Below are 20,521 nucleotides of genomic sequence, written 5' to 3'. Positions count from 1 at the left end.
GCATGGCAGCGATTTTTGGATTAATTTTGGGAGTATTAATTGGAGTTGTTGTTCATCCAGATATTCCTATTGTCATTCAACCTTATTTACCTATTATGGTCGTTGCAGCACTAGATGCGTTGCTTGGTGCTGCACGTGCATATTTTGAAAGAAACTTTTCGGATAAAGTTTTTGTTATTTCATTCTTCTCAAATGTTATAGCAGCTACGTTGCTTGTTTTGCTTGGAAATCAGCTTGGCGTAGGTGCGCAATTACAAACTGCAGTTATCGTTGTTTTAGGAATTCGTATTTTCTCTAACGTTTCTGCAATTCGTCGTTTCATCTTCAGGAGTTAGCATATGGTTTCAATGTTTTCTCATTCTCCACAAGATGATGATATTCTTCATAAAATGCGTCGTCAAAAATCGCATGATCGTGAAAGTGATGAAACTCAAACTGGATCTTTCCCAGCAGTTCATCGTAAAGTAAAATCTTCACTAAGCGGTCACGTTACTCGAGCGCGTATATTTACGGGTTTTTTAATGATGTTGCTCTGCGCTTTATTAGGTTTTGCGTACATGATTCAAGTTAATCGTAGCAACTCACTTTTGTATGAAACAATGAGCGAAGAAGAATTGACTCGTCTTATTACAGAAACTCATTCTCAAATTCAGAGTTTGGAAAGCCGAAAAAGTGAATTAACAGGTCAGCTTAATTCGTTGCGTGAAGCAGTAGATAAACAAGATGAAGCTCGTCGTATTGCTCAGCAGAATGCTCAAGCAAATGGTCTTATTTCTGGACGTCTGCCGGCAGTAGGTAAAGGTATTGTAGTTCACATTACTGCAGGTGAAAAAGAGAATATTGATGCCGCTACGATGTTTCAGCTAATAGAGGAATTGCGAAATGCTGGCGTAGAAGTTATGTCTATTAACGATGTAAGAATAGTTACTTCAAGCTATATTTCGCAAACTAAACATGGTCTTATATGCGACAATATTATAATTGATCCTCCTTATATTGTGAAAGCAATTGGTGACCCTCAGAATTTGCAAAATGCTGTTAATATTGCAGGCGGTGTTGGGTCGCGTTTAAAAATTAAATTTGGTTCTTCTGTAATGGTTTCAGTGCCTGATGAAGTAGAAATTACTTCGACACGCGAACCAAAACAGTACGAATATGCAAAACCAGTCGAGTAACAAGGTAGAATAGCAAGTATGACTGAACCGATTCCTACAGCTGGCGAAACCACTATTATTGGTATGCCAGCTATTCATATTCCAATGAATACAACTTCAGATCGTCCTATGCAGCAGGATGATTTTGATACTATAGCGAAATTACTTCCTGGTACTGCGTTGTTGATTTCAACTAGGGGAGCAGTGTCTGGTTCTCGCTATCTTCTCGATGAAGATTTAGTAACAGTTGGACGTGATTCGCATGCTGATATTTTGTTAGACGATTCTACCGTTTCGCGTGCGCATGCAGTGTTTAAGCGCCATAATGGCGTGTTTAGCATTTCAGATTCTGGAAGCCTAAACGGTACGTATGTAAATCGTGAACGTGTTGATGAATCAGTGCTGCATAATGGCGATGAAATTATGATTGGCAAATTCAGACTGGTATTTTTCGCACATGACGCAGTCACAGTCCGATAATGTGATTAATGCAGTACAGGGGGAGCTTTTTAACTTTTCCTTGTCTGCTGATCACGCTTCAGGATACCGTGGTAGTGTCGCTATGAAGGTTGCCGGTATTACTTACCGGCAACTCGATTATTGGGCTCGTAAAAGCATTATAGAGCCTTCAATTCATGCATCTAGCGGTTCTGGTTCTCGTCGTTTGTATTCTTTTAAAGATATTGCGATTATGGCTGTAGCTAAAAGGCTGCTTGATGCTGGTGTTAATTTAGTTAATGTTACTACGGCTATTATTTTTCTTAATCGATACTCAGAAGAACGTTTGAGAAGTATGACTATTATTTGTGATGGTCAATCTGTTCAAGAGTGCGATGAGAATCAAGATAATATGCGTCGTATGCTTGCTTCTGGTTTAGCAGTATTTGCTATTGCTGTTGGTCGCATTGTTTCTAGAGTGGAAGAGGACTTATCTTCTGAAAATTCTGTTGATGCTACGCAAGTTGAAGAAAAAAGTAGTAAGTCTACTCGCAAATCTTGTTCAAAACCTACTTCTCATACATCTTCAAACTCATGGAGTCTTGTTCAGGAAACGTGGGGATAATGGCATGTTCGTAGTTGTTATTATCGCTGTTATTTGCTGGTTTGCTTCAGTATCATTGTTTTTATATAGTTTATTTGCTTGCGTACGTTTTTTAGTAAAATTTCGAAAAAATGCTTATTTGAAATCAAATAGTATTAGCAATAGTAATAAGAGAAGTTCTATTGGTTTAATGCCTTGGAGTATTGTTATTACGCATTGTTGTGGGCTTCCTTGCGCAATGCTTGCATACATGCTTTTGCATATTGTTCGCGATTTTGGATTTGTTTGTGATGATTATTGGTTATTAATGAGATCAACGCTGATTGCGTCATATGCGATTATTATCGCGCTTATTTTTGCTAATATTTTTGCAATGCTATTTTGTGCGTACCGAAGTTGCAAGTCTTAGATTATTTAGCAAGAAGTATATCGTAGGGATATTATTTGATAGTAGTGTGAGACTTTGTTGGTTGCGTTTGATTATTATCTCTAATTTGACATAACGTACATTATCGGATAAATATCAAGTAAATCTAGTCAAATAATAAGCTCAACCGGCAGAAACTGTGCAGCGTTGTAAAGAAACTGTCGTTTTCTCACTAAAATCCGACCGAAACTTTACGCACGTGTAAAGAAAAAGCCGTTACGACAAAAATTCTGATTAGATTAAGCGAAATATTCGCAAATTGCAGTGCTTAATTCGCTTACGCTATCAATAATTCTGTAAGATCCGTGTGCTTCAAGCTCTCCAGGCTCAGCATAACCCCATGCGCATCCCAAGCAATCCAAGCCGCAATCTTTTGCTCCATCAGCATCAGTCCAACGGTCGCCAACCATCAAAGCTCTGTCGCCTTTTTCTGGATTGTAATCAATCTCATCAAAAACATAACGAATAACTTGAGTTTTGCTAATACGCGACATATCTTTACTCGCGCCATAAATTCCGTCAAGATACTTCGTTAAACCAAAATAATCGCAAATAGGCTTTACTTGATATTCTGGCTTGCAAGATGCGGTTGCTAAATAATATCCAGCTTCACGAAGTTTTGTGAGTTGCTCAAGTATTCCATCGTATACTTTGTTAAGTAGGCATCCTGAAATTTTTGTACCAGGATTATTAGGATCATCAAAAGTTGCTACTTCAGAATAATACTTGCGATACGTAGCAAGTCCCTTTGCTAGCAGCGATTCAGGCACATTATTGCGTTGAAGAGATTCTAAAATTGAAGGACCTATAAAACGGTGCATTTCAGCATCGTCCGGAATAGGCTGTTTCAACTCTTTCAATGCAAGCTTTGCGCAAGTAATAATACCAGCATCTGACTTTGTTAATGTGCCATCAAGATCAAGCAGAATAATGTGACGACTAGTACATCCTGAAGACACTGAGAATTCACTCATAGTCAGGAATCCAGCCCTCATGATGCATTTTTAGACGCTTGTCTAGTAAAGTTTTTAATTCTTCTTCACTACGACGTTCAAGCAGCATATCCCAATGCGTCCTAGACGGCTTGTTGAAATCATCATCTGGGCGATCATCGTCGCCTTCGCGATGTGCAATCGTGCCGCAGCGGCATTCCCACTCTTCAGGAATTTCTGCGCCTTGAGCAAAAGGAAGAATCGTGCGATGCCCCTTTGGGCACACATACACAACATCATTTCGTGCAGCGAAATCTACATTATCGTCAGATTCCAATGATTTCGCACCAATGCTCATACCGCGTAAACTGCGTTCTGCCATAGTATCTCCTTGTGTAGTACTTTATAAAATTACCGAATTGCACGGACTATATATATAAAAACGATTTATATATACAAAATACATGCATTTTATTTGTATATGCTCATACTTATACATCTGAGTATGCTACAACTCCACGGTTTAATAGTTTTGCAGCTTCATAAGCGCATGAAGCAAGATTTTTATCTACGCCATCTATAGCTTGTAAATATTCTCCTGTTGCAAAAAGTTGAGTAAGTAAATCAATAAGACGTTTAGTTTGACGCACGAAATCTCCTCCAGTGCTGTCGGTATTGCGCAAAATTTCAGCTAGATCAGCACCATTAGCCCAATCGTACATAATATCTACAGCACCAAATTCAAGCGGTCTTAACGCTGGCAAATGAGCGTCTGCGCATAATGCGCTAGTACGCATAAATAATTCTTTCATTCGCAATACTGTATTAAATATCGCGCCATCCTTGCCGCCTGGATATCGTCTAGGTTCTCCCCCTGCAGGTCCTCTAGATTCATAAACTAATGCAGACAAGCACGATAATAATTCAAGCGGCGAAAGATCATTAAAAATTCCCTCGCAAATAGCTTCAGCAAATACAATGTCTAGTTCGTTATACAACCTTCTTAACAATTGACCGCGCTCAGTAAGGTGCAAAATTTGGTTTTGTGAAGAATCTTCAGATTGTAAATAATCCAAACTGTACAATACGTCACAAATATGGTCAAAAGTTCTAGCAACAGAACCAGTACGAGATTCGTAGCGTTCACGTACTTGATCAAGTTCCTTATGTTCTCTAATCCAATGGTAGCCCCAACGCAAATGTTGTTGAATATCTGCACAACCTGCACACGGATGCGTTCGCTCAGCTTCTCTAAGATTTGCAATAACATCATCCAACGCTTTAAACGCTGCTGTGCGTTCTGCATCTGTGCGGAATAAAGTATGTTTAAGTTTACGGCGTTGATCGTGTTGAGCTTCTTTAAGCTTCATGCGTAATTGTAAGAATTCAGCAAAATCTCCATGTTCGCAGTGGAATGCTTCTTTATAGCCTTTAAGAGCTGTTTCAAGTTCGTTCATGCGATTATGTAAACGTTCAGCAGAAGCATTAGCTTCCCATTGAGCAAAAGAACAATCTAGTGTTGTTCTAGCAGTGTCTGCATCGCTTGAGTTCAGCAAATTAACTGCCATATTAAACGTAGGAACGAAGCTGGAATGTAGCGGGTATACGCGTTTACTAGAAAGTGCTGCAGCTTGTTGAGGGACGAAATCAGCATGATCTACAAGAATTGCGTAACCAATATCGTCAATTCCACGTCTTCCAGCACGACCTGTAAGTTGCGTAAATTCTCCAGGCGTAAGAGGTACATGCCCAGTGCCGTCAAATTTTACTAGCTTTTCTACAACAACGCTTCGAGCTGGCATATTTAAGCCTAAAGCAAGTGTTTCTGTTGCAAAAACAACTTTAATAAGTCCGCGTTCAAATAGTGTTTCAACAATGTGACGGAATAATGCAATCATACCGGCATGATGTGCTGCAAATCCTTGTTCGAGAGCAAAACGAAAACGTTCAAAGCTTAAAGCGTGTAAATCTTCTTTAGAAAGTTGATTTGCAACCATACTGTCGACAATTTTACGTATTTCGTACATTTCTTCATCAGAGGTAAGTATTAATCCTGCGTTTAAACATTGTTGAACAGCTTGATCGCATCCGGAACGAGAGAAGATAAAATAAATTCCTGGCAGCATTCCTAGGTAATCTAATTCGTCAATAACAGCCCAGCGGCGAGGAGTATGTCGTTTCGCGCATTTATCTAACTGTGCAACTCCCCCGTTAACTCTGTGTTTCTTACCTTTTCTGTAACGGTATTTGCTATCGCTGTAAGATTCTTTACGGCGACGAGCTCGGTACTCGAATTCATTAAGTTTCCTAGTCAATGCAGGGTTAACGCGCTTAGTTACGTTTCCATTATTGTCATGGTCGTATAAATCGAGTAACTCAGGCTCAGTTGCAGAATCCTCTTGAATAACAACATGTCTTTCTAAAGGCACAGGTCTGTGTTCGTCGACAACCAAATGAGTTTCTCCACGCACTGATTCTAGCCATGCAGAAAAATCTTCAACATTTGAAACAGTTGCAGACAACCCAATAATTTTCACCGATTTCGGAAGGTGAATAATAACTTCCTCCCACACAGCTCCGCGGAATTTATCTGCAAGATAATGAATTTCGTCAAGAACGACAAAACCTAAGGATTGCAACGTAATCGAATGCTCGTAAAGCATATTTCTTAAAACTTCAGTAGTCATTACAACAATGTCTGCTTCAGGATTTACAGAAGTATCGCCAGTTAATAACCCTACTCTGTCTGAGCCGTACAGTTCGCAGAAATCGTGATATTTTTGATTACTTAAAGCTTTAATAGGTGTTGTGTAAAAAGCTTTTACATTGCGATTTTGCGCAAGAAATACAGCAAAATCCGCAACAACAGTTTTACCAGCTCCAGTAGGAGCAGCAACTAAAACATTATTGCCATTTTCTAGTGCATCAATAGCTTCAAGTTGAAAATCATCAAGTTCAAAAGACAAAGAACGCTCAAATTTAGATGCCATCGAGTGCTCGTGCTTCATTGTATTTTTAAAAGCTGCGAAACGTTGTGAAGGAGATAATACTACATCATTCTCATTGCAGTCAGTTGGATTGCTTGATTTATTTTTGCAGTCTTTTTTCTGTGATAAATGAGACATAAAAAGTATTAGTCGCTTTCTTATATGCTATAGCTGAATGTCTTCTTCGCGAAGAGATTTTTTATCCCAATGCTGCCATATTTTACGGTGATTTTCGCGAATTTTTTGATGACGCTCAATAACTTTTGTGTGCGTTCGCTCATATCGATTCGTTGCATCTTTAATAGGAAGTGTAAATAATGGATCTCGAGGATTTTCATTATCTTCTTTATTTGGTTCATGCAAACGTTCAAATCTAGAAGAAACGTCTTCGGAAATACCAAAACAGACCTTAGCTATTTTTATTGCGCTTAAAATGACAATAACAACTCCTAGCGCTACCATTATCAGCATAAAAACTGTTATGAGTAGCCAAATCCACCAAGGCATTGTTATTCCTCTGTATTCGCATTATCAGCGTGATTAACGCTTAATTCACGTTGAGCGCGAGCAATAATCATACTGCGCAATGTTTCAGGAGCAACAGCTGTAATATGACGTGCGTGAGCAATGCAAAAAGCAACGAACCATGAATCAGAAGAAACAGTAAGATGGACTTTTACTCCGCTGCCACAAGTTTCCATAGTGGCTCCAGAAAGATTCTTCAAAAAGTTCAATTCTGTTTCATCGGTAATGAAGCAAGTTTCAGTTCCGTTATCAAAGCTCCACTTGCGAAGTTCACTAACTGGCACATCTGGAATTTTAACTTGAGATACAGGCTCTACAACTTCTGCACGTTCAATACGTGCTACGCGAAGAACTTGCCAAATGCGAGGCAATCCATTCGCTTTATTAATTGTCGTATCTTTAGCAACAAATTCACGTTTATCTTCTGGTGTTTGCTGCTCTACATCAGTCCATACTGCAACATAGTAAACGCCTTCATCAACGTAAATCTTCGACGGTGCAACAATCTTGCGACGAATACGTCCTGCCCCGTCAGTGTATTCCATATCTAGTAAAGATCCAGAGTTAATAGCACTGCGAACAATAGAACAATTTCGAGGCTCAATTTCGTAACCTGTTAAACTCAGCCATGGAGTTTGACCAGGAAGAACATGACGGCGAAGACGCTTATACAAGGATTCAGCTTGTGTGCGCTGTTCAATAGGCAAAAGCAAGGAATGCGCCAAATAATTAGCAGACGCAGTAAGCATGCTCAAATATTGCTGTGAAATTCCAGCAAGTCTTTCCAATCCTAAAGAGTTAGTAGCAGAAACAATTCCCTCGTTCTCAAGAAGAGTCCAATCTATATCAAAGAATTGGCTTCCGGCCATTTCCCCATCGTCAGAAACAGTAGTAAGAGTATTTATATCCTTGTGAAGAATTGTAACAAATCGACGAAGTTCATCATCGCTTTTTGGTCTACCAATAAAACGCTCAGCAAGCTCGTCTAATGGGAATTCCTCTCCAAGATGAGCAGACAAGAAAAGCATCAATCGAAGCCTACGATCTACTTCACTTCCAGTTTGGAATGAAGAGCCTTTTTTGGTATGCGATTTATCAGTGTTGCTATTTTGTTCTTCAATATTTTGCGCTTCTTGTATAGCACCTTCTTCATCTTTTTGCTCATTTTCGTCATATTGAGCAAAATTAACTGCTGCGTGCAAACGGCGATGGAAAGCATCAACTGCTTCTTGAGGGCTTACTACGCTAGATCCAGGATGTTCTAGTACAAACATCGCTAAATCGTCAGCATCAGTATAAGCAACGTTTAAATGTTCACCATCGACATCCACAGTTGCGGCAAATCTGCGAGAATCAATAACTTTTACCAATGAATCAGGTAGCATTTGTGTTCCAAGACCAGGTGCGATTGAATCTAATCCTAAGCCAGGAATAGGAGTTTGTGGGACTCTAGGAGCAGTGCGAGAAGTGCGCTGTTGCTCGTGTTGACCTGAATCAAGAGAAGAAATAGACATTGAACGAGCAAGATAATTTGCTGCAGCTAAAACTGGTAATTCAGATTGGTCGAAACGTAAACGTACGCGAGGCTCATCGCCTAATTGCAAACGATAAGACGCAAAGTCTTGACCTTCGGACTTCGAAGAATATTCTGGCTGCCTAGACTCTATTGCAATACCCATAGCAGCAAGCTTTGCGCGATCTCGCTGGAACTGTTTTGCGAATGCTGCTTTAGCTGCTTGATCTGCAAGCTCACCGTATGAATCTGCATATGCCTTTACGCGCTGTGCAATTTGACGCGAAGTCAGCCATTGCGGGAATGCGGAAGACAATACAGCGAGTACATCTAACTCGTGTTTGCCCCATTTGTCGGAAAAACGTCGCCTTCCGTTGCTTCCTTCTACCATTAGTCCTCACGTATCATGTTTGTATCAATTTACTTATGCGCCTTGCATACAAGCGACTACGAAATGCAGCAAAACTTGTGTTGCAATATTGCGCACACCTTTTCTATTTTAATGGTGTTTTGCGGTACGTGTGGACATTTTTTTAAAAAACTTCTAATAATTATATATTTTTTATTCACACGAACATCAACAACGTTGAAAATACGCCATTTTTTCGCGACACGCCATATAATTTTTTTATAGATAATTTTATTTACTATCAATAAAAATCGCATATTTGCAAGAAATCTGCTTTAAACCCAAGAGTCTGGTTCAATTCCTTGCGGTCCCACGAATTCTCCATTTGGCACATAACTTGGTTCTCCTGTATCTTCTAAAACAGCGTCAGCAAACATTGAAACTTGGTTTCCAAATGTCCAATCTCCCCTAATAGTTACTGATTTTGCAGCAGCTAAAGCTGGAACAGAATATGGGAATCTTTCGTTGAAATCATTGATGTTTTTGTAATAACGTGGATCCAAATCAATATCAGGAAATATATAGTTACCATCTTCCATTTCATATGAATCAGTAAGATGGAATCTATCTGATCGCATAATAAATAAGTCATTGGTTGTTTTAACAGGCAAGAAACGCATGCGATCAACTTCTACGCAAATTGCGTCATCGAAAAGTGAAGCTATTGCTCCCATTGCTGTTTCCAATTGCACTACCGGAGTGCTGCTTTCGTCAGTTGGGTCAACAGTTTTGTGATTAAAAATAACAGGCAAAGGCAAAATCCCTTTGTGCTCTTTTAACTTTTTTTCTAGAGCATCTACACGAACCCAAATATTATTTGTGTTGAAGTATGGATGTTTTTTAATGCTTTGTGCGCTTCTACGATCCTCAGGATGAACCTGTGTCATTTCTCGTAGCATTAGTCTTCCTGTTTTCGCGTCCCTAACAATGTGACCGCCCTTACGATCTGCTTGAGTTCGCTTCGCAACCTCAATCATGATAGGTGCGCCAGTATTTTCAAAATGTTGAGCAAGAGTGCGCGACGGTCTAGCACCTAAATTGTCAGAATTTGAAATAAACAAATACTCAATTCCATTTTCTTTAAGAGTATGCAATAAATCAGATTCCCACAGAGTTGAAAAAATATCGCCGTGACCTGGAGGACACCATTCAAGAGATCGATCTTCCTTGTGAGAAACCGGTTCTCCAGTTTCCTCTGCTAATTTTGGTTCTTGATGTTGAATAATTTCTACAGGAATATTGTCTTGCACAAACTTGCGATTGCGTTTTAGTACTTGCAAAGTATCATGAGACGTGCGGAAAGAATTCATGAAAATAAGCGGAAGATTAACTCCTAATCGCTGACGAGCTGTAAGAACTTGTCCAATAATAATATCAATAAAGCGCATTTGGCGAGCTTTATGCCTACGAACTGGTAGTAAAGATTTTGCGCAAGACAAGCCCATAGATGTTCCCAAACCGCCATTTAATTTAATAAAAGCAGTTTTTGCGAATGCGTTAACAGCTTTGTCGTGATCAATAGTTTCGTAAATTTCGTGGAAAGTTGGAACGCTTTTAATAGGCTCAACCGTGCTCTCGCGAATAAACTCCGCAGACTTATCCCCTGATTTATCTAAATTCCAAGCATTATATAAGTGTTTAAATTGTTCAATAGCAATTTCGCTCATGCCTTGTTCGCGCATCTTTGCAGCGGACAACTCAAACGCGTCATCCATGTAAAAGCCTCCTCGTATGCATGTGACCTTAATAGTTTAGCGATTTGTGCGTTGCTGCGCAAATATTGCTTTTAACGGTTATTTTGAAATACTATTATGATTCTACCAAAGTTAGAAATTGCAAGATAGAAAATAATAAGCGCAGCCAATAATAAATACCGACTGCGCTTATGAGAAAATTTGCTACTAAACACCACTAAATATGAAATTTAGTTATTTTCTGCATTGTTGTCATCATTTTCTTCCGGTTCATCGCCAGTTTTTAGATGATGCTCGTCGTAGCCTTGCAAGTAACGAGTGTGGCGCCAATGGTGAATAGAAGCGTTCGTACCGCGATGATGTACGTGATACTTACGTGGAGTACCGCCATAAGGAAGCTCTTTAACTTCGCTAGCAACTGCCATTTGGTTCACATTAGAAGGATCCATAATAGCAATTGGAGCAACAGGCTCTGGTTCTGTTGGAGCGGCAGTTCGATTCTTCAAGTGCGATGGCAACCATTGTGCAAACCAAGACAATGCCAAGCAAATAAGGAAATATATTACTGCTGCAACGCTTAATGTTTGCAAAATATTAAAGTACATTGATCCGAGTCTGCGCGATTCCTGAAGCAAATCAGTGTACATAATAATTGAACCAAGTGCAGTATCCTTCAAAACAACTACAAGCTGAGTTACTGCTGCAGGCATCATAGCAATAATTGCCTGAGGCATTTCAATTTGTGTCAATGATTGGTACTCGCTCAATCCTAATGCAAGTGAAGCTTCTCTTTGACCGTTTGGCAAGTTGCCAACACCTGATCTAACAAGTTCTGCAACAACAGAGCCGTTATACATAATCAGTGCCAAAACAACAGCCCAGTATGATGATTCTTTCATACCAGAAAGTGCGAATGCTCTCCACAAGAAAATCATAAGCATCAATACTGGTACTGCGCGGCAAAATTCTACTACTATTGCGGAAATACTACGAATAATAAAATTAGGTAGTAAACGGCAAAGTCCGAAGAATAAGCCAAATACAATAGAACCAACTACTGCAAGTAACGATGCTTTTAATGTCATCCATAATCCAGGAAGATAAAAATCAACCCAGGCCTCAGATTCGAGTGCAGGATTCCAAAGCGTCCAAGAAAGTTGGTTTTCTCCCTCTGGAGGATTGCTCAAACGAACGAGAATAGCAATAATGCAAATAACAAAAATGCAACCGGCAATAATATTAGCTATGCGAATTTTCTTAAGAGCTTTTGGACCTGGAGTATCGAATAATAATGATTGTTCACGTTGTTTAGCCATTGTTATCACCTTCTCACAGCAAGTTTATTTGACAAATAAGTAGTCAAAATGCCGATAGGAATGATGAGCATAATGTATCCGCAAGCGAAAATTAAGAAGATTGGAACAATCAAATCTGCATGTTTCTCAATCATTTCGCTCATCATTGTTGAAGTCTCAGTGGCAACTGATGCTGCAGCAGCAACTGTAGAATTCTTAAGCAAAGCAATAAATGTATTACCTAATGGTGCTACTGAACCGCAGAAAGTTTGTGGAAGAATTACTTGTGTTGCAGATTGGAAGAAATTTAATCCAAGAGCGCGGCAAGCTTCTGCTTGACCAACAGGTACGGTATTAAGACCAGATCTCAAAGATTCGCAAACAAATGCTGCAGTATAAAGCGACAATCCAGCAACTGCCAGCCAGAAGAAATTCACTTCAAAAATTGAGGAGAATCCTATCTTAAGCTGAGCGTAAACGCCTAAAACCATGAAAACCATAATGATGGTAAGTGGCATGTTTTTAAACAATTCAACATAAACTGTAGCAATCATGCGTAATGATGAAACAGGGCAAATGCGCATAGTAACAAGAATTACGCCAATAATTGATGAAAAAAGTACACTCCATAAAGTTATTTCAATATTAACCAAGAATGCTCCTGGAATATTGTAGGAGGTAAATAGCTGCATAAAATCTTGCATATTACTTCTCTCCTTCTTGAGGAATTGGCGGATTATACTTTGCGTTCGGCTTAAAGCCAGTGCCTCGTAAATTGTCGTCTAGAGCTCTTTTCCATGATCCGTTACGAATCATGTCTTTTAAGGCTGCATTAATTTTCTTAGCTAAGCCTGTATTTCCTTTTTTAATGCCAATTCCGTAATATTCTGCGGTAAATGGCTTGTTTACAAGCTTTAAACGACCTCGAGAAGCGGTTGCTAAACCAGCAAGAATAATGTCGTCGGTAGTTACAGCATCTACAATTCCTGAGAATAATGCAGTTGCACATTCTGCATAACCAGGCTGTTGCATAAGCTGTACCTTTGAAGAGTAACGCTCCTTAATAGCAATTGCAGATGTTGAGCCTGAAACTGAGCATAAACGCTTTCCGTCCAAATCATTTGGACCGCTTACTTTATGCTCATCTTTTCGAATTAGCAAATCCTGACCGGCAATAAAGTAAGGTCCTGCAAACGAAACCATTTTCTTGCGAGCGTCAGTAATGGAATATGTTGCAACAATCATATCTACATCACCGTTTTGAAGCATTGTTTCACGCTGTTTAGATGGTGATTCTTTCCATACGATTTGATCTTCTGAATAGCCGAGCTTTTTGGCAACGTACTTAGCAACATCAACGTCGAATCCAACGTAAGTTCCTGATTTTTTGAAACCCATACCAGGCTGATCGAATTTAATACCAATGCGTATGACTTTTTTACCATCGCTACGATCGCAAGCTGTAAGCGGCATAACGCAGCATACGGTACAAAGCATCGCTAGTATCGCACGAAAAATGCGATTTTGTAATATTTTCATATCTTTTCCCTTCGTAAGAACTGTTTTAAAGTTTCAGAATTTTTACTGAAAGATAAAACAAAAAAGCAGATTAATGCGTAAGAATCTTGGAAAGGAAATCTTTTGCACGATCAGTTTTTGGATGTTCAAAGAATTCTTCAGGAGTGCCTTGTTCAAGAATTTGACCATCTGCCATAAATACAATTCTGTCAGCTGCCTTGCGTGCAAATCCCATTTCGTGGGTAACACAAATCATAGTCATGCCTTCTTTTGCAAGCTCAACCATGACATCAAGAACTTCATTAACCATTTCCGGATCTAGTGCAGATGTAGGCTCGTCAAAAAGCATAACTTTTGGCTGCATAGCAAGAGCTCGAGCAATTGCAACACGCTGCTGCTGGCCGCCGGAAAGTTGTGAAGGCATTTTGTTTGCTTGATTATCAACTCCGACTCGAGTGAGCAATTCCATAGCAAGAGATTCAGCACTTTGCTGATCCATATGGCGCACTTTCATTGGAGCAAGAGTAACATTTTCCAAAATAGTCTTGTTAGCGAAAAGATTAAAGGACTGGAATACCATACCAACTTCTGCTCGCAAAGCTGCAAGTTCTTTTCCTTCTTGAGGAAGTGGCTCACCGTCAATACGTATGTCACCTGAATCAATAGTTTCGAGACGGTTAATTGTGCGACACATTGTCGATTTACCAGAACCAGATGGACCGATAATAACTAGTACTTCGCCTTTGTTAACAGTCAGATTGATGTCTTTAAGCACATGAAGTTTTCCATAATGCTTTTCGACATGACTTAGTTCTACGAGGGGATTTGCCGCTTTTTGCACTGAAATAGTGCGATTAGTCATATCCTCGGCGTTTGGATTTGACTTTGATACTTGCTTATCCATAACAAGAAGTTTAGCTAATCTGTGTTACAGCTATTTATCACTATCGTTACGTTTTGTAACTCTTACGTTACAAAAAAGCCGTTGATTGTGATTATAAAATCAACAATCAACGGCTTATCAATAACATTTTTTACAAGTATTTTTATTTACTCGTCTTCTTCTGGATCATAATCAACACCAGTTTCAGCACGCTGCTCGTCAGAAATCGGAGCAGGAGCGCCGGTTAGAGGATCTCGACCGCCGCCAGCCTTAGGGAATGCAATTACGTCGCGGATTGAGCTTGCGCCTGCCAAAATTGCAGCAGTACGATCCCAACCCAAAGCAATACCAGCGTGAGGTGGAGCACCATACTTGAAAGCTTCAAGCAAGAAGCCGAACTTTTCGTCAGCTTCAGCCTTATCGATTCCAAGAACATTAAGCACACGATCTTGAATATCGTCGCGGTGGATACGAACGGATCCGCCGCCCATTTCATTACCGTTGCACACAATATCGTAAGAATCGCTCATAGCGTGCTCTGGATCTTTATCAAACTTATCAATCCAATCAGCAGATGGCATTGTAAACGGATGGTGCATAGAAGTCCACTTTGAGTGGCCAACGGCGACGTCGTCATCATCTGGATCATCAGTGCGCTTAAATAGTGGGAAGTCAACAACCCAAGTGAAAGCAAACTCATCTGGGTGAAGCAATCCTGCGCGGCTAGCAAGTTCAACGCGCACTGCGCCGAGCAAAAGCTGCGAAGACTCGCGAGAACCTGCTGCGAAGAACACTGCATCGCCATCTTCTGCTCCAACAGCTTCCTTAAGACCTGCGCGCTCTTCTTCACTAAGATTCTTAGCAACAGGACCCTTTAACTCGCCATCTTCACCAAACACAACGTAAGCCAAACCTTTAGCTCCGCGCTGCTTAGCCCAATCCTGCCAAGCGTCAAATTGGCGACGAGGAGTTGCAGCACCGCCCTTAAAGAGCACAGCGCCAACGTATGAAGCTTGGAACACGCGGAATGGAGTGTTCTTAAAGTAGTCAGTCAACTCAATAAGTGGGTTTCCAAAACGCAAATCAGGCTTATCGGAACCATACTTATCCATTGCTTCCTGCCAAGTAATACGAGACAAAGGAAGAGTAATCTCGTGACCAGCTTCCTTCCAAATAGCAGCAATAACGCGCTCTGCCATAGCCATAACATCTTCCTGACTTGCAAAGCTCATTTCCATATCAAGCTGAGTGAACTCAGGCTGACGATCTGCACGGAAGTCTTCGTCGCGATAGCAACGAGCAAGCTGATAGTAGCGCTCGACGCCAGAAACCATGAGCAACTGCTTTAGAAGCTGAGGAGACTGTGGAAGTGCGTACCAAGAGCCTGGAACCAATCGTGCTGGAACAACGAAGTCGCGAGCACCTTCAGGAGTTGACTTAATGAAAGTTGGTGTTTCAACTTCAGTAAAGTTCATGTCTTCCAAAGCATGGCGGGCAGCCTTAGCCATATCAGAGCGAAGCTTCAAATTGCGCTGCATAGATGGGCGACGCAAATCAAGGTAACGATACTTCAAACGAACATCTTCGCTTGGAAGCTTGTTCTCGGACTCGTTTTCCAAAGCTGTTGAAACCTGGAATGGCAAAGCGTCTGACTTTGCGAGAATAGTAACAGTTTCTGCAACAATCTCAATTTTACCGGTTGCTAAATGATCGTTTTCGTTGCCATCTGGGCGCAAGCGAACTTCGCCGGTCACTTGCACAACGAATTCACTACGCAATGGTCGTGCAGTTTCTTCATCGTAAATAACAACTTGCACTAAGCCTGTGTTATCACGGACATCAACAAAGGCAACTCCACCATGATCGCGGCGACGATCAACCCAACCAGCGATGGTTACTTTTTGCCCGACTAATTCTTCAGTCACTTCAACGGCATGATGTGTGCGATACGCCGTCTGGCTCATAAGTCCACTTCCTCTACAATCTAATTGATATTCATTTGTTTCTATTGACATGATTTTGCGCACAATATTCAAGCAAATTTGCAAGACATTATTTAGCGCAAGAAACTGTCTGCCGGGCATAAACAGTATCCGGTTGCCAAGACGTGGCATCCGCGGTTTCCTGTTCGCCAGTAATAATATTTTTTACTTCATCGTGAGATGACTCTGATTCAGTGCTATCAGCAGGGAACCACACATAAGGAATGCCGAGCTTGTCAGCATATTTTATTTGCTTACCAAGCTTTGCTGCGCTAGGAGCAACATCTGCTGCAATGCCTCGATCTCGTAAAGTTTTAGCAATAGCATTGCATGCAGGGCGATCTTCTTCATTCCAAACTGCAACAAGTACTGCAGCAGGAGAAACTCGAGAAACAGTAGCACCTGCAGTGTGAAGCATATAAGAAAGCAGTCGAGACATGCCGATTGAAAGTCCTACGCCTGGATACTTCTTCTTGCCTTGTGAAACTAAATTATCGTAACGACCGCCAGAGCAAATTGAACCAAGAGATTCTGCGTTGTCAAGGAAAGTTTCGTAAACAGAACCAGTATAGTAGTCAAGTCCACGAGCAATCTTCAAATCAGCAACAACAGCACCTGGACGGATACGTGCTGCTTCGTCTACAATCATCGCAAGAGTTTCAACACCTTGAGAAGCTAAAACGTAAGACTCGTTATCATCGCTTCGAGAAATATTATGCTTATCGCATAATTCGTCGAAACGAGACTTCAACTCATCTCCTGTTTCGGCAGTAAGTTCAGCTAATTCTAAGCATGCATCAGCTTGAGAAGCCGTAGCGCCGCATTCTTTTACCAAAAGCTTAGATACTTCTTCAGCACCAATTTTGTCTAGCTTATCGATTTCTCGAAGAACTCCCTCAATATCGCTTAATCCAATACCGCGATAAAAACCTTCAGAAAGCTTTCGATTGTTAGCATGAACAGTTGCCTTAGGAAGACCAAACTTACGTAAACGTTCAAGAGCTTCAACCATAACAAGTGGAAGTTCAACTTCGTAGTGTGAAGGTAATTCGCCATTTCCTACTACATCGATATCAGCTTGAACAAACTCACGGAAACGACCTTCTTGTGGACGCTCCCCTCGCCAAACTTTTTGCATTTGCCAGCGCTTAAATGGGAACGTCAAATCACCAGTATGCTCAACGACGTAACGGCTGAGCGGAACTGTTAAATCGAAATGTAAACCAATGCGTTCTTCTACAGGAGTGTCGGATTCGTGACCAACTTCTTGTAAACGCGACAATAAATAAATTTCTTTACTGGTTTCGCCTTTTTTTAATAAGCTTGAACCCTGTTCTACTGCACGTGTTTCAATTCCAATAAAACCGTTGAGTTCAAACACTTCTCTTAGTGTGTCAATTACTTGCTGTTCAACAGCGCGTTCACTAGGAAGCCATTCAGGGAAACCCGATATTGATGAGCCTTGTACCATGTCCACTATAATAGGTGGTGTTGCGGAAAAATCATGGCTTACCGTCATACTTATTCGTAACAATGTTACCGTGCATCTGCTGTAAGGAGTCGTCCCGTGACCGAACAGACTAAACCTGAAGAAACTACTAAAACTACTACCGCGCCAAAGCCAGTTGCTCCATCTCCAGCAAGCTTCGCGCATAAGACTCGTGTTGTTGCTCAAGCACCAACCATTTCTTATAGTGAAGAGGATATTAAAGCCGCAAAAACCTTTGGCCGTGTTGATGAAAATGGCACTGTTTACGTTACTGAAAACGGTGCTGAGCGTGAGGTTGGTCAATACTCCACTGGCACTCCTGAAGAAGCGTTGACTTTCTATATTCATCGTTATCTTGATTTGAAGATTAAGCTTGATCTTTTCGCTAAGCGCTTGGAAGCTTCCAATGTAAAAGCAAAAGAAATTGACGAAACGCTTAATACTTTGAAAGCTGAATTGGAAAATCCTGCTGCCGTAGGCGATATTGCTGCTTTACGTGCGCGACACGCCGAATTGGCTGCAAAAGGTAATAAAAAGAAAGAAGCAATCTCTAAAGCTCGAAAAGAAGCTCTAGAAAAAGCTTTGAAAGAACGTACAAATATTGTAGAACGTGCAGAATCGTTAGTAGCACAAATGAATGAATCTACAAACTGGCGTGAATTAAACGATAAGTTACGTGCTTTATTTGACGAATGGCAGGAGCATCAGCGTACTACTATTCATTTGAATAAGTCTGATGCCGATGCTTTGTGGCAGCGTTTTTCAAAGGCTCGTTCTGCGTTCTCTCAGGCTCGCAATTCTTGGGTTAAAGAACGTGAGCATGTGCGTAATACTGCTAAGCAGCTTAAGGAAGCTATTATTGCAGAAGCTGAAAGCTTAAAAGATTCAAAAGATTGGCGTGAAACTTCTATGAAGTTCAATGCTTTGATGGATCGTTGGAAGAAAGCTGGCAATGCTGGTCGTCAGCACGATGATGCTTTGTGGGCTAAGTTCCGCGAAGCTGCTGATGCTTTCTATCATGCTCGTCAAAATGACCGTGAAAAGGTTAATGCTGGAGAACACGAAAATCTTGCTAAGAAGGAAGCTTTGCTCGTAAAAGCAGAGGCTTTGTTGCCAGTAGAAAATGAAGAAGCTGCTAAGAAGGCTCGTAAGGCTTTGTCTCAGATTCAGGAAGAATGGGATGCTATTGGTTTCGTTCCTCGTGAAGATATGCGTCGTATTGAGTCTCGCTTGAACGACGTTGATAAAAAGATTAAGGCTGTTGAAGACGCTGCTTGGCGTGAGGCTGATCCTGAAGCTAATGCTCGTAAATCCAGTTTTGCTTTACAGTTGGAAGCGCAACTCGAAGAGCTTAACGCTGCTATTGCTAAGGAAACCGATAATAAGCGTAAAGCTAAGTTGGAAGCTGAAAAGGCTACTAAAGAGCAGTGGCTTAACGCTGTTAAGTAAATTAGTTTTATAACTAATTAAAAGTATGGGGTTGCTTAAAAATCAAGCGACCCCATACTTATTTTTCGGCTGTATTTTAAGATTTATTTGCTTTTAAGAGTTTTTTATTAAAGATTTAGCTAAATGAATAAAAGTATTAGCTAAATTAGAATCTGCCAATTTTCCATCTTCGGTTAGAACAGCAGGTCGCCCTGCTTCACCAGTTTCTCTAAGCGCAGGATCTAAAGGAAGTTGAGCTAAAAGAGGCACATTAGTGTCAAGAGCGTTACAAAGTTGTTCGCTTACTCTCTTTCCTCCTCCTGAACCAAACAATTCTAAGCGCTCGCCGTTATTTTCAAACCAGCTCATGTTCTCAACAACTCCGCGAACTTTTACAGGAATTTGCAAAGCCATAAGACCTGATCTAACTGCCACATCTGATGCACTAGGCTGTGGAGTTGTTACTACAACAAGCTCTACATTTGGTAAGGATTGTGCTACAGCTAATGCCATATCTCCTGTGCCTGGAGCTAAATCAAGAAGTAAAACATCGGGGTTGCCCCACCAAACATCGGAAAGAAACTGTTCTAAAGAACGTTGTAATCGTGGTCCTCTCCACAAAATAGCACGATCGGTTCCAGCAAACATTCCAATAGAAATAAGCTTTACTCCCCAAGCAACTACAGGCATAAGCATTCCGTTTAAATTTGTTGGTTGAGAATTAACTCCAAACATTCGCGGTAAAGAAAAGCCGTAAATATCGGCGTCGATAGCTGCAGTATCGTAACCTAATGCTGCAAAAGTTGCAGCTAAATTAGCAGTTATAGAAGATTTTCCCACTCCGCCTTTCCCAGAAGCTATAGCAAAAATTCTCGTGCGAGTGCCAGCTTTATTAAATGGATTTTCTTTGCGTTCAGCTTTTAAATCTGCAACTAACTTTTCTAATTTAGTTTTACTCATTGCAGTAGCGTTAACGTGCGGTATGAGTATTGCTTGAGGATATTTAGATATAACTTCTTGAACTCGTCCTGTAATCACTTCTGCAAGAGGGCAATTTGGCACAGTAAGTTCAAGATTTATTTCTACATCATAAGCAAACTTTGTTGCATCAATAGTTTCAGCTTTTTTTATCACATGCACTCCAGTTACCATATTTAATTCGGTAACAGAGCGACCTAATTCTGGATCAATAACGCTACCCAGCAAATCGTAAACTTGTTTTTCGAGTTCACTTGTATTCATG

General features: G+C 40.6%; 18 protein-coding genes. 5 read left to right on the top strand and 13 right to left on the bottom strand.

Translation table 11 applies throughout. From position 1 onward, the window contains the following. The first annotated feature begins 2 nt into the window (after positions 1–2). From HXT44_RS04200 to HXT44_RS04185, 4 genes are read left to right on the top strand one after another with little or no spacing between them, the layout of a single operon-like run. The gene (locus tag HXT44_RS04200; RefSeq protein ID WP_004106615.1) at positions 3–335 is read left to right on the top strand and encodes a small basic family protein; all 333 of its coding nucleotides are present in this window, start codon (positions 3–5) and stop codon (positions 333–335) included. 3 nt (positions 336–338) lie between these two features. Continuing rightward, on the top strand, positions 339–1,175 hold the full coding sequence (locus HXT44_RS04195; protein WP_004108919.1) for a DUF881 domain-containing protein: 837 nt from the start codon (positions 339–341) through the stop codon (positions 1,173–1,175). Between the two features lie 18 nt (positions 1,176–1,193). Next, a complete protein-coding gene (locus tag HXT44_RS04190; RefSeq protein ID WP_004108920.1) occupies positions 1,194–1,634 on the top strand; it encodes an FHA domain-containing protein in 441 nt (146 codons plus the stop codon). Beyond that, on the top strand, positions 1,612–2,217 hold the full coding sequence (locus tag HXT44_RS04185; protein WP_102703127.1) for a MerR family transcriptional regulator: 606 nt from the start codon (positions 1,612–1,614) through the stop codon (positions 2,215–2,217). Before HXT44_RS04190 ends, HXT44_RS04185 begins: the two co-directional genes overlap by 23 nt. Positions 2,218–2,862: 645 nt before the next feature. Here HXT44_RS04185 and HXT44_RS04180 read toward each other — a convergent pair. The 12 genes from HXT44_RS04180 to hisS form a co-directional block, all read right to left on the bottom strand. After that, positions 2,863–3,597 (bottom strand): HAD hydrolase-like protein, encoded by a 735-nt coding sequence (locus HXT44_RS04180; RefSeq protein ID WP_050770710.1) that lies wholly within the window; start codon positions 3,595–3,597, stop codon positions 2,863–2,865. Next, a complete protein-coding gene (locus tag HXT44_RS04175; RefSeq protein ID WP_004106625.1) occupies positions 3,590–3,937 on the bottom strand; it encodes an RNA polymerase-binding protein RbpA in 348 nt (115 codons plus the stop codon). Before HXT44_RS04175 ends, HXT44_RS04180 begins: the two co-directional genes overlap by 8 nt. 109 nt (positions 3,938–4,046) lie before the next feature. Further along, positions 4,047–6,680: a DEAD/DEAH box helicase gene (locus HXT44_RS04170; RefSeq protein ID WP_421782563.1), complete on the bottom strand. Its 2,634-nt coding sequence runs from the start codon at positions 6,678–6,680 to the stop codon at positions 4,047–4,049. A gap of 27 nt (positions 6,681–6,707) precedes the next feature. Next, positions 6,708–7,049 carry a hypothetical protein gene (locus HXT44_RS04165; RefSeq protein ID WP_064622067.1) on the bottom strand — a complete coding sequence of 114 codons (342 nt, stop codon included), beginning with the start codon at positions 7,047–7,049 and terminating at the stop codon, positions 6,708–6,710. A 2-nt stretch (positions 7,050–7,051) separates the two neighbouring features. After that, entirely contained in the window at positions 7,052–8,971 is a 1,920-nt protein-coding gene (locus tag HXT44_RS04160) for a helix-turn-helix transcriptional regulator (protein ID WP_004108930.1), read from the bottom strand. Positions 8,972–9,264: 293 nt separating this feature from the next. After that, positions 9,265–10,704: a UTP--glucose-1-phosphate uridylyltransferase gene (locus HXT44_RS04155; RefSeq protein ID WP_064621583.1), complete on the bottom strand. Its 1,440-nt coding sequence runs from the start codon at positions 10,702–10,704 to the stop codon at positions 9,265–9,267. 209 nt (positions 10,705–10,913) lie between these two features. Continuing rightward, entirely contained in the window at positions 10,914–11,999 is a 1,086-nt protein-coding gene (locus tag HXT44_RS04150; RefSeq protein WP_064621584.1) for an amino acid ABC transporter permease, read from the bottom strand. A gap of 5 nt (positions 12,000–12,004) precedes the next feature. Next, positions 12,005–12,682 carry an ABC transporter permease subunit gene (locus HXT44_RS04145; RefSeq protein ID WP_004108938.1) on the bottom strand — a complete coding sequence of 226 codons (678 nt, stop codon included), beginning with the start codon at positions 12,680–12,682 and terminating at the stop codon, positions 12,005–12,007. Between the two features lies 1 nt (position 12,683). Then, a complete protein-coding gene (locus HXT44_RS04140) occupies positions 12,684–13,517 on the bottom strand; it encodes a glutamate ABC transporter substrate-binding protein (RefSeq protein ID WP_102155150.1) in 834 nt (277 codons plus the stop codon). 70 nt (positions 13,518–13,587) lie between these two features. Continuing rightward, entirely contained in the window at positions 13,588–14,400 is an 813-nt protein-coding gene (locus HXT44_RS04135) for an amino acid ABC transporter ATP-binding protein (RefSeq protein WP_012914189.1), read from the bottom strand. Between the two features lie 146 nt (positions 14,401–14,546). Then, entirely contained in the window at positions 14,547–16,343 is a 1,797-nt protein-coding gene (aspS, locus tag HXT44_RS04130; RefSeq protein WP_119522778.1) for an aspartate--tRNA ligase, read from the bottom strand. An 88-nt stretch (positions 16,344–16,431) separates the two neighbouring features. Next, complete coding sequence (hisS, locus tag HXT44_RS04125) at positions 16,432–17,832, bottom strand: histidine--tRNA ligase (protein ID WP_004108947.1); 1,401 nt, start codon at positions 17,830–17,832, stop codon at positions 16,432–16,434. A 96-nt stretch (positions 17,833–17,928) separates the two neighbouring features. On the opposite strand from hisS, the gene HXT44_RS04120 reads away from it, so the two are divergent. Continuing rightward, entirely contained in the window at positions 17,929–19,299 is a 1,371-nt protein-coding gene (locus HXT44_RS04120; protein WP_421782561.1) for a DUF349 domain-containing protein, read from the top strand. 93 nt (positions 19,300–19,392) lie between these two features. Here HXT44_RS04120 and HXT44_RS04115 read toward each other — a convergent pair whose 3' ends face one another. Further along, complete coding sequence (locus HXT44_RS04115; protein WP_064621697.1) at positions 19,393–20,520, bottom strand: Mrp/NBP35 family ATP-binding protein; 1,128 nt, start codon at positions 20,518–20,520, stop codon at positions 19,393–19,395. Position 20,521: the final 1 nt, after the last annotated feature.

The organism is Gardnerella sp. DNF01198P (genome assembly GCF_049244165.1).
Lineage (GTDB): Bacteria > Actinomycetota > Actinomycetes > Actinomycetales > Bifidobacteriaceae > Bifidobacterium > Bifidobacterium swidsinskii.
Note: the sequence above shows the minus strand (reverse complement) of the source record. Positions and strands in the feature narration are given on the sequence as shown.

Excerpts from the sequence above, each read along its gene's own strand:
- HXT44_RS04180 (WP_050770710.1), bottom strand. The coding sequence starts at position 3,597 with ATGAGTGAATTCTCAGTGTCTTCAGGATGTACTAGTCGTCACATTATT.
- HXT44_RS04160 (WP_004108930.1), bottom strand. The coding sequence starts at position 8,971 with ATGGTAGAAGGAAGCAACGGAAGGCGACGTTTTTCCGACAAATGGGGC.
- HXT44_RS04185 (WP_102703127.1), top strand. The coding sequence starts at position 1,612 with ATGACGCAGTCACAGTCCGATAATGTGATTAATGCAGTACAGGGGGAG.
- HXT44_RS04165 (WP_064622067.1), bottom strand. The coding sequence starts at position 7,049 with ATGCCTTGGTGGATTTGGCTACTCATAACAGTTTTTATGCTGATAATG.
- HXT44_RS04135 (WP_012914189.1), bottom strand. The coding sequence starts at position 14,400 with ATGGATAAGCAAGTATCAAAGTCAAATCCAAACGCCGAGGATATGACT.
- HXT44_RS04190 (WP_004108920.1), top strand. The coding sequence starts at position 1,194 with ATGACTGAACCGATTCCTACAGCTGGCGAAACCACTATTATTGGTATG.
- HXT44_RS04200 (WP_004106615.1), top strand. The coding sequence starts at position 3 with ATGGCAGCGATTTTTGGATTAATTTTGGGAGTATTAATTGGAGTTGTT.
- HXT44_RS04140 (WP_102155150.1), bottom strand. The coding sequence starts at position 13,517 with ATGAAAATATTACAAAATCGCATTTTTCGTGCGATACTAGCGATGCTT.
- HXT44_RS04195 (WP_004108919.1), top strand. The coding sequence starts at position 339 with ATGGTTTCAATGTTTTCTCATTCTCCACAAGATGATGATATTCTTCAT.
- HXT44_RS04175 (WP_004106625.1), bottom strand. The coding sequence starts at position 3,937 with ATGGCAGAACGCAGTTTACGCGGTATGAGCATTGGTGCGAAATCATTG.
- hisS (WP_004108947.1), bottom strand. The coding sequence starts at position 17,832 with ATGGTACAAGGCTCATCAATATCGGGTTTCCCTGAATGGCTTCCTAGT.
- aspS (WP_119522778.1), bottom strand. The coding sequence starts at position 16,343 with ATGAGCCAGACGGCGTATCGCACACATCATGCCGTTGAAGTGACTGAA.
- HXT44_RS04145 (WP_004108938.1), bottom strand. The coding sequence starts at position 12,682 with ATGCAAGATTTTATGCAGCTATTTACCTCCTACAATATTCCAGGAGCA.
- HXT44_RS04150 (WP_064621584.1), bottom strand. The coding sequence starts at position 11,999 with ATGGCTAAACAACGTGAACAATCATTATTATTCGATACTCCAGGTCCA.
- HXT44_RS04155 (WP_064621583.1), bottom strand. The coding sequence starts at position 10,704 with ATGGATGACGCGTTTGAGTTGTCCGCTGCAAAGATGCGCGAACAAGGC.
- HXT44_RS04170 (WP_421782563.1), bottom strand. The coding sequence starts at position 6,680 with ATGTCTCATTTATCACAGAAAAAAGACTGCAAAAATAAATCAAGCAAT.
- HXT44_RS04115 (WP_064621697.1), bottom strand. The coding sequence starts at position 20,520 with ATGAATACAAGTGAACTCGAAAAACAAGTTTACGATTTGCTGGGTAGC.